Annotated in this window: 12 protein-coding genes; 7 read left to right on the top strand and 5 right to left on the bottom strand. The window is 48.8% G+C overall.

What is annotated here, in order from left to right:
* Positions 1–158 precede the first annotated feature (158 nt).
* The 6 genes from DWZ67_RS14450 to DWZ67_RS14475 all read left to right on the top strand — a co-directional run bounded on the left by DWZ67_RS14450 (position 159) and on the right by DWZ67_RS14475 (position 7,516).
* On the top strand, positions 159–1,118 hold the full coding sequence (locus DWZ67_RS14450; RefSeq protein WP_005823887.1) for an ROK family protein: 960 nt from the start codon (positions 159–161) through the stop codon (positions 1,116–1,118).
* A complete protein-coding gene (locus tag DWZ67_RS14455; protein WP_016274106.1) occupies positions 1,111–2,262 on the top strand; it encodes an MFS transporter in 1,152 nt (383 codons plus the stop codon). Before DWZ67_RS14450 ends, DWZ67_RS14455 begins: the two co-directional genes overlap by 8 nt.
* A 31-nt stretch (positions 2,263–2,293) precedes the next feature.
* On the top strand, positions 2,294–3,055 hold the full coding sequence (locus tag DWZ67_RS14460) for a sugar isomerase domain-containing protein (RefSeq protein WP_005823892.1): 762 nt from the start codon (positions 2,294–2,296) through the stop codon (positions 3,053–3,055).
* Between the two features lie 201 nt (positions 3,056–3,256).
* Complete coding sequence (locus DWZ67_RS14465) at positions 3,257–5,470, top strand: S9 family peptidase (protein ID WP_120139153.1); 2,214 nt, start codon at positions 3,257–3,259, stop codon at positions 5,468–5,470.
* Entirely contained in the window at positions 5,470–6,351 is an 882-nt protein-coding gene (lipA, locus tag DWZ67_RS14470) for a lipoyl synthase (protein WP_005835250.1), read from the top strand. Before DWZ67_RS14465 ends, lipA begins: the two co-directional genes overlap by 1 nt.
* 46 nt (positions 6,352–6,397) lie before the next feature.
* A complete protein-coding gene (locus DWZ67_RS14475; protein WP_008665606.1) occupies positions 6,398–7,516 on the top strand; it encodes a hypothetical protein in 1,119 nt (372 codons plus the stop codon).
* Here DWZ67_RS14475 and DWZ67_RS14480 read toward each other — a convergent pair.
* From DWZ67_RS14480 to DWZ67_RS14490, 3 genes are read right to left on the bottom strand one after another with little or no spacing between them, the layout of a single operon-like run.
* A complete protein-coding gene (locus tag DWZ67_RS14480; RefSeq protein WP_005835246.1) occupies positions 7,482–8,186 on the bottom strand; it encodes an SAM-dependent methyltransferase in 705 nt (234 codons plus the stop codon). The two genes, DWZ67_RS14475 and DWZ67_RS14480, sit on opposite strands and share 35 nt — an antisense overlap.
* Entirely contained in the window at positions 8,186–9,043 is an 858-nt protein-coding gene (locus DWZ67_RS14485; protein WP_120139155.1) for an enoyl-ACP reductase, read from the bottom strand. The genes DWZ67_RS14480 and DWZ67_RS14485 overlap by 1 nt, the downstream gene beginning before the upstream one ends.
* Before the next feature lie 8 nt (positions 9,044–9,051).
* Positions 9,052–9,285, bottom strand: a complete 234-nt coding sequence (locus DWZ67_RS14490; protein WP_225987841.1) for a hypothetical protein — start codon at positions 9,283–9,285, stop codon at positions 9,052–9,054.
* A gap of 141 nt (positions 9,286–9,426) precedes the next feature.
* Here DWZ67_RS14490 and DWZ67_RS14495 point away from each other — a divergent pair, with 141 nt between their 5' ends.
* Complete coding sequence (locus DWZ67_RS14495) at positions 9,427–10,080, top strand: HAD family hydrolase (RefSeq protein WP_120139157.1); 654 nt, start codon at positions 9,427–9,429, stop codon at positions 10,078–10,080.
* 153 nt (positions 10,081–10,233) lie between these two features.
* On the opposite strand, the gene DWZ67_RS14500 is transcribed toward DWZ67_RS14495, so the two are convergent.
* On the bottom strand, positions 10,234–11,397 hold the full coding sequence (locus tag DWZ67_RS14500) for a metallophosphoesterase (RefSeq protein WP_120139159.1): 1,164 nt from the start codon (positions 11,395–11,397) through the stop codon (positions 10,234–10,236).
* Positions 11,398–11,415: 18 nt separating this feature from the next.
* The gene (locus DWZ67_RS14505; RefSeq protein ID WP_117866950.1) at positions 11,416–12,882 is read right to left on the bottom strand and encodes a RagB/SusD family nutrient uptake outer membrane protein; all 1,467 of its coding nucleotides are present in this window, start codon (positions 12,880–12,882) and stop codon (positions 11,416–11,418) included.
* Between the last annotated feature and the right edge of the window lie 12 nt (positions 12,883–12,894).

Below are 12,894 nucleotides of genomic sequence, written 5' to 3' on the forward strand. Positions count from 1 at the left end.
GAGAAAGAGTACATCCAAGCGCAATTACATTAAACACAATTTAGTGATTAGACACTCTTTTTACACACAATTTCCTCAGTTTATACACCTCAAGAATGAAATAAATTCATAGCTTTGCATACAACCTTAATGAATCAACCTATAAATACTATAACACCATGGCAACAATCGCATTGGACATAGGCGGCACAAAAATAGCCAGCGCCATTTTCTTTCCGGACGGAAGCATGATGTTTAACCGCAAACGGCTCCTGAAAGGAAGAACCGGTCACGAAGTGGGCAAGCTCGCCGCGGATATCCTCGCCAAACTTCTTACCGTAGCACGCAGAAGCCGTATACACGTCGACGGAATAGGTGTCTGCATCCCCGGTATCGTTTACTCCCAAACCAACCGGGTATGGGCCCCCAACATACCGGGCTGGGACAACTACCCCCTCTATGAGGAGCTGCGCAGTGTAACGCCTCCGGGCATCGAGATATACATCGACAGCGACCGTACCTGCTATATGTATGGAGAGATGTGGCAAGGTGCCGCCAAAGAATGTCACAGTGCCATATTCATTGCCGTGGGAACCGGTATCGGTGCCGGCATCATCATCGACGGGCACGTGTTGCACGGAGCCAACGACATTATCGGCGCCACCGGCTGGATGGCCCTGCAACCTCCCTACCGGGAAGAGTATGACGCATGCGGATGTTTCGAATATTACGCTTCCGGCAATGGTATCGGGGCACGGGTACGCGATGCCGTACGCGCCAACAAGGCATACAAAGGAAAACTGCGCCAGAAACCCATCTGCCGCATATCGGCCTATGATGTGTTCAGTGCCTATAATGAAAAAGACCCTATTGCCATCTCCGTATTGCACAAAGCCGTCGAGATGTGGGGCATGGCTTCCGCAAATCTGGTCAGCCTGCTCAACCCGCAGAAGATAATTTGGGGCGGAGGCGTATTCGGCCCTGCCGGTATCTTTATAGATGACATTTACAAGGAAGCCTGCAAATGGGCGCAACCGCTCAGCATCAAGCAGGTGGAATTTGTACCTTCTCAGTTGTCCGGTAATGCCGGACTGATAGGAGCAGCGTTTCTTGCCATCAAAAATCACTTGTATGAGTAACAGTTATCACAAGAATCTCGTATTCACGGCAGCGTGCATCGGGATGTGTTTCTTCGGAGTCTCCATGATTACATTGGGAGCAGTGTTGCCATCCCTCATAGCCAAGCTGAATCTGAGCGGGTTGCAGACAACCTCACTGGTCACTTTCCTGCCTCTGGGCATGCTGGCCGGTTCCCTGATTTTCGGTCCCATCGTAGACCGGTTCGGACATAAAGCCCTGCTGGTGCCCAGCTGCATCATCGTACTGCTGGGGATGGAAGGGCTTGCCTTCTTTGAAAGCGTACCACTGCTGCAAGCTTCCATCGTCGGCATCGGCCTGGGCGGAGGCATCCTCAACGGAGAAACCAATGCATTGGTATCCGACATCTCAGGAGAATCCGAAAAAGGCTCACGCCTCAGTTTTCTGGGCATGTTCTACGGACTGGGCGCATTGGGCATACCGATGTTGCTGGGCTCCCTTTCCAGACATTATTCATTCGAAACCATCTTGCTGGGAATTGGCGTAGTGATGCTTGCGGGCATTATATTCTGTATCCCCGTACGCTTCCCCGCCCCTAAGCAGGCGCAAGGTTTCCCGGTAAAAGAGGGATTGGGACTGCTGAAAGAAAGCAGCTTACTGCTACTCAGCTTCATTCTTTTTTTCCAAAGCGGCATCGAGGGTGTCTGCAACAACTGGTCCACGAGTTACTTTGGGCAGATGACGGATATTCCGGCCAATCAGGCATTGATTGCACTGACCTGCATGGTAGCGGGACTGACCGTAGCACGTATGATGCAAGTTGCGATATTCAAGAAGATAAAACCGGAAACCGTACTGCCCTACAGCCTTACGCTCACTGCCATAGGCTTCTGTTTCCTTATGTTCTCGCCGGGTTTTGCACGTGCGGCAGTCGGCATGGTGCTGGTAGGTATGGGGCTGTCGGCCACGTATCCCGTGATACTCAGCATTCTTGGAAGCCGGTACCCGTCCTTATCGGGAACAGCATTCAGCGTGGCGCTTGCCATAGCCCTCATTGGCCAGACTGCAATGAACGGCCTGATGGGAATGGTTTCCCAATACACCAATGGCATCGGGCTTTATCCTTATCTGATGATTGCCTCACTTGCCGTCATGCTCCTTTTGTATAAACGCTCACTCAAATAAATTTATTAACTTCTTAAAAAACAAAAAAGTTATGTTAGCACTCGAATGGTTAAAGAATGCCCATGGCATTATGGAAAAACTGGAGGCTACCCAGTTGGAAAACATCAAAAAAGCAGCCACTGTTATGGCAGATTCCATCGAAGCCGGTCGTTGGGTCCACACGTTTGGTTGCGGCCACGCAACAATTCCCGTAGAAGAAATGTATCCGCGTATCGGCAGCTTTGTAGGATTCCACCCGCTTTGCGAATTGCCTCTGACATTCTTCACGCAGATTATCGGCCAGATGGGTATTCATCAGTTCCTCTTCCTGGAACGGGCAGAAGGCTACGGCCAGGAAATAATGAAGAATTATGATTTTGATTCCAAAGACTGTATGTGGATTTTCTCACATACCGGTATCAATGCCGTCAATATAGACATGGCATTGGAAGCCAAGAAGCGCGGCATGAAAGTTATCGTATACGGTTCAGCCAGCGAAACGGGCGACAAGGCCAGCCGCCACTCCAGCGGAAAGAACCTCTTCCAGTTGGCAGATATCGTAGTGGATTCCTGCGTTCCCCTGGTAGACGCCTCCGTACCTTTGAAGAACCACTTCGACAAGGTAGGTCCGTTGTCTACATTGAGTTTCGTCACCATGGTATGGATGACCATCACTACCGTTGCCGAAATCCTTGCCGACCGTGGCGTACACTTGTACATCCATCCGTCGCACAACGTTCCGGGTGACACAACCGCCCACGAACGACTGGATGCAGCCATTGCAGAATATCAAAGAAAAGTCAAGTGCTTGTAACGAAAGATATTCCAATCATCATCTCATCCAATCATCATCTATGAGTGACGGAGGCCCGTCCCTGCTTCGCCCCCAAGAAGCAGGACGGGCTTTTTCTGTTCAAAAAGAATAAAATCGGCCCACTGCTTCGATAAATCTTCCCTTTGTTGTATATTTGTTCCCCAGAAAAAATAGGGAAACAGATAAGCATAAAAGATAGATATGAAACAGATAAGCATCGCACTTCTCCTCTGCCTCTGTACGCTGGCAGGTTTCGCCCAAAGTGGCAAGGCGCTCGATTTGAAAGAAATCGTATCGGGCAAGTTCACTCCGAAGAATATTTCCGGCGTTATCCCCATCCCGGGAGACGGGGAACATTATTCGCAGATGAATGCGGACAGGACACAAATCATCAAGTACTCCTTCAAAACGGGAAAACCCGTGGAAGTGCTGTTTGATACCGCTACCGCACGCGAATGCACGTTCAAGACATTCGACAGCTACAGCTTTGCTCCGGACGGCAGCAAGCTGCTCATTGCCACCGAAACAACTCCCATCTACCGTCATTCCTATACGGCTGTGCATTACATCTACAGCCTGAAGCGCAACCTGGACGGTAAAATCAACAATATTGTGGAAAAGCTTTCGGACGGCGGCCCGCAGCAGGTGCCCGTATTTTCACCGGACGGCAACCAGGTGGCTTTCGTACGCAACAACAACATCTTCCTTGTAAAACTGCTCTATGGCAACAGCGAAAGCCAGGTGACGGAAGACGGGAAACAGAACGAGGTGCTGAACGGCATCCCCGACTGGGTTTACGAAGAGGAGTTCTCCTTCAACCGTGCGCTGGAATTCAGTGCCGACAGCCAGATGCTGGCTTTCATCCGCTTCGACGAGAAAGATGTTCCCTCCTACTCTTTCCCTCTTTTTGCCGGACAAGCCCCCCACTTCACCCCTTTCGAGAAGTATCCGGGAGAGTATACTTACAAATATCCTAAAACGGGAGAAGTAAATTCCAAAGTGTCCGTACACACCTTCGACATCAAGTCGAAAGTGACCCGCAAGATAAACGTGCCGGTAGATGCAGACGGCTATATTCCCCGCATCCGCTTTACCCAAGACCCCAACAAGCTTGCCGTCATGACACTGAACCGCCATCAGAACCGGTTCGACCTATACTTTGCCGACCCTCGCAGCACGGTAGCCAAACTGGCTCTGCGTGATGAAAGCGATACCTATATCCGCGAGAATGTATTCGACAACATCGTCTTCTATCCGGAAAATTTCAGTTTTGTCAGCGAAAAGAGCGGATACAACCATCTGTACTGGTATAGCATAGGCGGCAATCTGCTGAAACAAGTGACAGCCGGACAATATGAAGTGCAGGAGTTCCTGGGTTATGACCCCGAAGAAGGAAGCTTCTACTTCAGCAGCAACGAGGAAAGCCCCATGCGCAGTGCCATCTACAAGATTGACCGGAAAGGTAAAAAGACCAGACTATCGTCACAAGCCGGAACAAACAGTGCGCAGTTCAGTGCGAACATGAAGTACTATATGAACCGTTATTCCAATCTGGACACTCCGACCGTCATTACGCTGAACGACAATACCGGCAAGACTCTTGCCACCCTGATGGACAATGCGGCATTGAAGCAGGAAATCAGCGGCTATGACATGCCACGGAAGGAATTCTTCACTTTCCAGACTTCCGACGGAACCACATTGAATGGCTGGATGATGAAACCAGCCGACTTCTCTGCCGGCAAGAAATACCCGGTACTGATGTACCAGTACAGCGGCCCCGGTTCACAGCAAGTGCTTGACAAGTTCAGTGTAAGCTGGGAAACCTACATGGCATCACAAGGCTATATCGTGGTTTGCGTAGACGGGCGTGGCACCGGAGGACGGGGTGCCGAATTCGCCAAATGCACCTATCTGAACCTGGGTATCAAGGAAGCCAAAGACCAGGTGGAAACCGCCCTCTACATGGGCAACCAGCCTTATGTGGACAAAAACCGCATCGGAATCTGGGGATGGAGTTACGGTGGATACATGACCATTATGAGTATGAGTGAAGGAACACCGGTATTCAAGGCCGGAGTAGCCGTAGCTGCCGTTACCGACTGGAACTACTACGACACCGTTTATGGCGAACGCTTTATGCGCACACCGAAAGAAAACGCCGAAGGCTATAAGGCCAGTTCCACCTTTACCCGTGCCGACAAGCTTCACGGCAACCTGCTGCTGGTACACGGCATGGCAGACGACAATGTACACTTCCAGAACTGTGCCGAATATGCCGAACAACTGGTACAACTCGGCAAACAGTTCGATATGCAGGTTTACACCAACCGCAACCACAGTATCTACGGAGGAAATACCCGGTTACACCTATACACGCGGTTGACTAACTTCTTCAACAAAGAATTGAAATAATGCCCGAAAGAGTACGTAAGCCTGAGTGGCTCAAAATAAGCATCGGTGCCAACGAGCGCTATACCGAGACCAAACGCATTGTCGAATCGCATTGCCTACATACCATCTGTAGCAGCGGCCGTTGCCCCAATATGGGGGAATGTTGGGGGAAAGGCACCGCAACCTTCATGATTGGGGGAAATATCTGCACCCGGTGCTGTAAGTTCTGCAACACGGCAAGCGGGAAGCCCTTACCACTGGATGCCGATGAGCCTACACATGTGGCAGAGTCCATTGCCTTGATGAAACTCTCCCATGCAGTCGTCACCTCCGTAGACCGTGACGACCTGCCCGACTTAGGCGCGTCGCACTGGGTACGTACCATCCGGGAAATCAAGCGGCTCAACCCTGACACCACCGTCGAAGTGCTGATTCCCGACTTCCAGGGAAGAAAGGAACTCGTGGCACAAGTCATCGATGCACAACCGGAAATCATTTCGCACAACATGGAGACTGTCCGTCGCATCAGCCCCCTCGTACGCAGTGCCGCCAAATATGAGACAAGCCTGGAAGTGTTGCGGCAGATTGCAGAAAGCAATACTACCACCAAGTCCGGCATTATGGTGGGATTGGGCGAGACTCCGGAAGAAGTGGAAGAACTGATGGACGACCTTCGCCGGGTGGGCTGCCACATACTGACCATAGGGCAATACCTTCAACCCACACACAAGCATTATCCGGTAGCAGCATATATTACTCCCAAACAATTTGCACTCTACAGAGAGAAAGGATTGGAAAAAGGGTTTCAGCAAGTGGAAAGCGCTCCATTGGTACGCTCCTCTTATCATGCGGAAAAACAGATCCATTTTATACAAAAAAGAAGTAAAATAGGAAACATTTAAATTTCCCAGTTGTTATGATGTAAACGACAAAATCATAATACGGATAATGAGCCATCAAAGAATTCTATCATCAAGATTCAATATGTCGCTGGGATTCATCCCCGTTATAATATCCATCATATTATGCGAGTTTATAACGCAGGACATGTCCATCTACATCGGTGCAGGTGTAGGACTCTTGTTTAGCATCTATTCGGTGAGGCATAGAGGAACGCATGTTCCGCAAATCATACTTTACTGTACTACCGGAATGTTACTGCTGTTATCGGTAACAACCCTATTCCTCGTAAACTACTGTCCCCGTTTCATGCTTCCGTTCACGCTGGAAATCAGTGCCATCATTCCCCCATTCGTCATCTACCTCAATAGGAGAAAATTTCTGGACTACCACATGTCTCAGACACAGAAATGCTGCAAGCAGCTTTTTGCACAAGGGGCAGAAGCCGCCATCGTATCCTCACGCGTAATCCTTATCATAAGCCTGCTGCATTTTCTGATTATCTTCTTGGCGGTTCTGGTCAGTTACCCTTTGGGAGACACTACCCGCCACATTCTGTTTTATGTGGCGCCTCCCCTCGTCTTTATATCAGGCATTCTGTTCAATCAGTTCGGCATTTTCTATTTCAATATAGTGATGAACCACACGGTTTTCGTACCGATAGTCAATACCAAAGGAGATGTCATGGGGAAAGCCATCGCCTCAGAAGCCATCAACCGGAAAAACGACTATATCAATCCGGTCATCCGGATTGCCGTTGCCTCACACGGCATGCTGTTTCTCCTCCCCCGCCCCAAATGCAACGTTTTCGAGAAAGACAAAATCGACTTGCTGATGGAGGGTTACCTGATATATGGAGAAACATTGGAACAAGGTGCACACAGAATTTTACGGCAAACGCTTCCCACCGCCCCATTAGACCATTTGCACTTCAACTTCATGTATCATTTTGAGAATGAAGCCACCAACCGCCTGGTCTATCTCTTCACGCTAGACCTGGACGATGACTCCATCTTATGCAATAAGAATTTCAAGGGGGGAAAGCTATGGACATTCCAGCAAATGGAACACAACCTGGGACGGAACTTCTTCAGCAGTTGCCTGGAATATGAATTCGAGCACCTGGAAGCTATTATTTATACAAGAGAAAAATACAAGGAATCTTAGAAAGGTCGGGGGTCTTGCCCTGCCACTCCCTCACTGTCTTGGTTTTGATATACTCCCCTTCACAAGTAATGTTCGCCGCAATGCAGAGCTTGGTCTGCGGACGGCAGTTATGAAGAATATCCTCTATCATCTTATTATTGCGGTAAGGCGTTTCAATGAAAAGTTGGGTTTGGTGTTCATTGTAGACGCGTTGTTCCAGCATTTTCAGCTTTTTGGCACGCTCTGCCGGTTCTATGGGAAGATAACCGTGGAAGGCAAAGCTCTGTCCGTTGAAGCCGGAACCCATGACAGAGAGGATAATGGAAGAGGGTCCCACCAAGGGGACCACTCTTAAGTTTTTCCGTTGTGCAATAGCCACTACGTCCGCTCCCGGGTCGGCCACAGCCGGACAACCGGCTTCGGAGATTACGCCCATCGGCTGCCCCTCCACCAGCGGCTTCAGATAGCCGGAGATGTCTTCGGGCGACGTATGCTTGTTCAACGTATAGAATGTCAGCGCATCAATATCTATTCCCTTGTCCACCTTCTTCAGAAACCGGCGTGCCGAACGCACATCCTCCACGATGAAATGGCGGATTCCCAGTATTATCTCCTTGTTATAAGGAGGCAACACCGTTTCAATGGGCGTATCGCCCAAGGTGACCGGCAAAAGATAAAGTGCGAGTTCCATTAGCCGTAGATGATATTTCCGTTTTCGTCCTTATACTCATCCAGTCCCTTCTCGTAAGTAGCCATGGCGCGAAGACTCATACCTACGCTGGAGAAACCTCCATCGTGGAACAAGTTCTGCATAGTGACCTTGCGGGTGAGGTCGGAAAACATCACGATACAGTAGTCTGCACACTCGTCGGCAGAAGCATTGCCCAGAGGAGACATGCGGTTGGCGAAGTCGAACAGCTTGTCCATACCCTTCACACCGGAACCGGCAGTGGTCATCGTAGGAGACTGGGAAATGGTGTTGACACGTACATGGTGTTCGCGTCCGTAGATGTAACCGAAACTGCGGGCAATGGATTCCAGCAGTGCCTTGGCATCTGCCATATCGTTGTAACCGTAGAACGTACGTTGCGCAGCCACATAACTCAGAGCCAGGATTGAACCGTAGTCGGCAATGGCGTTGAGCTTCTTGGCAGCTTGTATCATCTTGTGGAAAGAGACAGCGGAAATATCCAGCGTCTTTTCCAACATATCGTAATCCAAATCATCATATGTACGTTTCTTACGCACATTGGGAGACATACCAATGGAGTGCAGCACAAAGTCGACCGGGCCACCCAATACTTCCATAGAGCGTTTGAATACATTTTCCAAATCTTCTACACTTGTAGCATCTGCAGGAATCACCTCGCAGTTCAGTTTCTCCAAAAGAGCGGACACTTCGCCCATACGGACGGCAACCGGCGTATTCGACAAAGTGATGGCTGCACCTTCTTCTACTGCTTTTTCTGCTACTTTCCAGGCAATGGACTGCTCATTCAGAGCACCGAAAATAATGCCTCTTTTTCCTTTCAACAAATTGTAACTCATACCTATTTTTAGTAAAATTCGGCTGCAAAGATAGGAAGTTTTTGCATAAAAAGCCCGAAAGTGTGCAAAGAAAAGGGAAGAACGGCAAAAAATACACCGATCACCCACTGCAAAACTACTGCAACGCTTGTGCAGTACCACTGCAATACAGTTGCAGTCACGCTGCAAAGCAGTTGCAGTATCACTGCAAACATATTTGCAGTAACGCTGCACTCCATCTGCAGTACTACTGCAAAACGCATGCAGCAGGAATGCAGTAATAATGCACTGATTATCAGCCCAGGGCTTCCTATTCTGCAAATACCTGATGAAACCCGAGACAGCATTTGAACATGAGCGCAAAAAGCCCTATATTTGCAGCAAACTAAAAAATAGAGAAAGCAATGAAGAAGTTGATTATATTTGACCTGGACGGAACTTTACTGAATACAATAGCCGATTTGGCACAAAGTACAAACTATGCCCTGCAAGCGCTCGGCTATCCCACTCACCCGGAATCGGACTATAACTTCATGGTTGGCAACGGAATCAACAAACTGTTCGAGCGCGCCCTCCCGAAAGGGGAAAAGAGCGAAGAAAACGTCCTGCGCGTCCGCAAGGAGTTTGTGCCTTATTATGACGTGCACAATGCTGATAAAAGCCGCCCTTACCCCGGCATCCCCGAACTGCTGGAACAGTTGCAGGAGAAAGGGATAATATTGGCAGTGGCTTCCAACAAATATCAATCGGCTACCGTGAAACTGATTTCACATTATTTCCCCAACATACGTTTTACCGCCGTCTTCGGACAACGGGAAGGGGTCAACGTGAAGCCCGACCCAACAGTGGTGCATGACATTCTGGACATCACCCGGATATCCCGTGAAGACGTACTATATGTGGGAGACTCCGGAGTGGATATGCAGACGGCCGCCAATGCCGGAGTCACTGCCTGCGGAGTCACCTGGGGATTCCGTCCCCGCACAGAACTGGAAGAGTTTCATCCGGCACATATCGTAGACAATGCTGCGGACATTGCCGTTATCGCCGCTCTTTGAGAGGACACTCCCTCCCCCGGCTATCCGAGAGCGCATATTTACATTATGATATTTTTTAGGCGCGGATTACGCGAAAAACGCGGAGTTTTTCTTTGTCTCTCCGTGAAATCCACGTACTTCCACGCCTAAAAAATAATCAGAAAGAAAACAGCCTCAGAACAATTTCCGCATCGTTCCTTTATCTCCCACCACAAGATAGGTATTCCCGTCAATCAGTAAAGCGCGCCCACGTTTCTTCTTTCGGTTTTCCTCGTTATCCACATTCACTCCAATCACCCGTCCATCATAGAAAGTGGAAATGTCCTTAAAGATGGTATGCCCCACAATGATATGTTCGACGTCATAACGTTTCAACATCAGTTGCAGGGAGTCTTGTGCCAATGGATGGTATTTTGCATCTGTCCGTACCAATCCACGATACCAGATAGGGCCGCTATTACCATATAGGAAAGCCGTGAGAGGCGATAGAGCCTTACGTTCCTTCTTGCTCATGAACAATGCACGGCTCATTTCCTCATTCACTGTGGGAATATTCAAGTCACGGTCATAAAACTCCTTTCCCAAACCTGCATGCACATACAGATTAGGTCCGATGGTCTGCATCGTATTACGGGTACCAAGCCATTTGCCAAGTTCTGTGTCCGGACCGAACAATGCCGGATAATCCATACCCAGTTTTCGGGCCAATGTCTTGTACTTTTCTTTGGTATAACGCAAATCATTTGCCGTCACAAGCGGTTCATGGTTACCCAACAGAAACGAAACATGACCACCTGCATCTGCCGCCTCCTTCTCCAATTTATAGAACAGCCAAAATATCTGCGGCACATCTTTGCCACGGTCAAATATATCACCGATAACCACCAGATGGTTGGTTCCAAAACTCCAATGGTAGTCTTTATCAATGACATTGTTGCCTCGCAGCAAGCTCATCACGCAATTCAACTTGCCATGGGGGTCAGACATCACAAACACTTTATCCGGTTGTCTGTATTGCCATTCCGGACGTTTGACCGGATGCAGCTTCACATCAAACGGATAACGCCCTTTGTGGTCCGTGACATGAAGGGTGAAATCCTGAGGAAGCACCGTATAAGTCGTATCTTCTATCTGCCCTTGGGCTGTAACGCTTATGACGCGCACCTTGCCGTCCGGTTCATAAATCATATAAGGTCCGTCTGCCGACAATTCCTCCTTCTTCTCCTTATCCTTCTTCTTACCGTCTAAACCAAGAGTTCCGGCACTTAGGCCGGAACTGATGAAGGTTAGAATAAATACAGTAAAAAAAGACTTTATAATAGTAGTCTGATACTTCATATTCTCGCTTTTTTGGAATTAATCACCATAAGTCGGATTCTGCTGCATATTCGGATTGGAATTCATCTCCGCCTTAGGAATGGGCAATACTACACGATAATAGTTCCAATCAAAAGATACGCTCTCATCCACCATCTTCAGATGTGAAGTCTCGGCTATTTCCGGGAATTCCTTGGTCGACTCCTTGCGCACGATAGTCTGATGATTACGAAGGGCGTCGAAGAAACGGTGTCCTTCACCGAACAACTCTTTACGGCGTTCCAACAGAACATCATCCAACGTCACCGTCTTACCCTGCACGGTCTTTTCCGGGTTGGCACGGCTGACAATGGCATCCAGATACTTCACTGCCTTGTCATTGTTATTAAGCTTTGCAGCCGCTTCGGCAGCAATCAGATAAAGTTCGGACAGACGAAGTACCGGAATATTGGAATCTTCCACAGCCTTGCCGCTCTGCGGCTGATACTTGGCTATGTAAGCTCTCTTTGTCTTAGGAACAACCGTATATGCCTGATTTCTGACATCATCCGGATCTTCCTGCATCAGTTCATAGAAAGAACTGGTCAGGCAATAATCATCATAACCCGCCTGCCAGCAAAGGTAAGCCACACTTTCTTTGCCAACGCCGTCCACTGTCAGATTCACCAACTCAAACAAGACTTCTCCCGGATCGGAAGAGGCAAAATCAGTTCCCCATATCGTGCCATACTCATCATTGGTCCACAAACGGTACTTATTCTTTTCCGCTCCCGCAATGGCAGCTTCAGCCGTAATCAAGGCATTCTGATTATCTTCCATATACAAATAGGCTCTACTCAGCAACAGCATTGCCGCCCACTTATTAATCTTACCCTTGTTGAATTCTTCATCCAGCAGGTCAGCACCTTCCTTCAAATCCTTGATGATTGCCTCATAACACTGGGCAACGGTATTGCGCGACGGCTTGTTTTCCGTATTGGATACTTCGGTCACAATAGGCACTCCCAAAGAAGCTCCTCCATCCTTGGCATACGGATAGCCGAAGAAACGGGTCAGGTCGAACAAGGCAAATCCACGGAGAGCCAAGGTCTGGCCTTTCAGGTCGTTGAAGTATTCCGTATCATCCTCACTGACATCCAATCCGTCTATTTGAGACAAAATGATATTACAATTCTGGATAATCTTATAGGCATAAGACCAGTGGGAAGACGGACCGGAATCCTTTGTATAGTCCAGCATATAGTAGCTGGTGGTACGCTTTCCGGTCTTTATGGACTGCGCATCGTCACCCGTCACGTCTCCGTAATAAATCATACGGCCCGAGTAATAGTTGGTACTGCGCATCACGTCGTAGATACCGTTCAAGCTATATTCCACATCATCCAGATTCTGTATGGCGGTTTCAGTCGGAATCTTTGTACTGGATTCAACATCAAGCCAGTCATTGCCACAGGAGGCGGTCAGGCTGACCAACATCCCCATCATCATATATTTTAATGCTTTCATTGTGTTTCTTTA

The sequence above is a fragment of the Bacteroides sp. AF34-31BH genome, from assembly GCF_003602795.1.
In the GTDB taxonomy this organism is placed as follows: domain Bacteria; phylum Bacteroidota; class Bacteroidia; order Bacteroidales; family Bacteroidaceae; genus Bacteroides; species Bacteroides uniformis.

What these genes read in the sequence shown, in the direction of transcription:
- lipA (WP_005835250.1), top strand. Translation starts at nt 5,470, where the DNA reads ATGCCCGAAAGAGTACGTAAGCCTGAGTGGCTCAAAATAAGCATCGGT.
- DWZ67_RS14475 (WP_008665606.1), top strand. Translation starts at nt 6,398, where the DNA reads ATGAGCCATCAAAGAATTCTATCATCAAGATTCAATATGTCGCTGGGA.
- DWZ67_RS14460 (WP_005823892.1), top strand. Translation starts at nt 2,294, where the DNA reads ATGTTAGCACTCGAATGGTTAAAGAATGCCCATGGCATTATGGAAAAA.
- DWZ67_RS14480 (WP_005835246.1), bottom strand. Translation starts at nt 8,186, where the DNA reads ATGGAACTCGCACTTTATCTTTTGCCGGTCACCTTGGGCGATACGCCC.
- DWZ67_RS14455 (WP_016274106.1), top strand. Translation starts at nt 1,111, where the DNA reads ATGAGTAACAGTTATCACAAGAATCTCGTATTCACGGCAGCGTGCATC.
- DWZ67_RS14450 (WP_005823887.1), top strand. Translation starts at nt 159, where the DNA reads ATGGCAACAATCGCATTGGACATAGGCGGCACAAAAATAGCCAGCGCC.
- DWZ67_RS14505 (WP_117866950.1), bottom strand. Translation starts at nt 12,882, where the DNA reads ATGAAAGCATTAAAATATATGATGATGGGGATGTTGGTCAGCCTGACC.
- DWZ67_RS14495 (WP_120139157.1), top strand. Translation starts at nt 9,427, where the DNA reads ATGAAGAAGTTGATTATATTTGACCTGGACGGAACTTTACTGAATACA.
- DWZ67_RS14485 (WP_120139155.1), bottom strand. Translation starts at nt 9,043, where the DNA reads ATGAGTTACAATTTGTTGAAAGGAAAAAGAGGCATTATTTTCGGTGCT.
- DWZ67_RS14465 (WP_120139153.1), top strand. Translation starts at nt 3,257, where the DNA reads ATGAAACAGATAAGCATCGCACTTCTCCTCTGCCTCTGTACGCTGGCA.
- DWZ67_RS14490 (WP_225987841.1), bottom strand. Translation starts at nt 9,285, where the DNA reads ATGCGTTTTGCAGTAGTACTGCAGATGGAGTGCAGCGTTACTGCAAAT.
- DWZ67_RS14500 (WP_120139159.1), bottom strand. Translation starts at nt 11,397, where the DNA reads ATGAAGTATCAGACTACTATTATAAAGTCTTTTTTTACTGTATTTATT.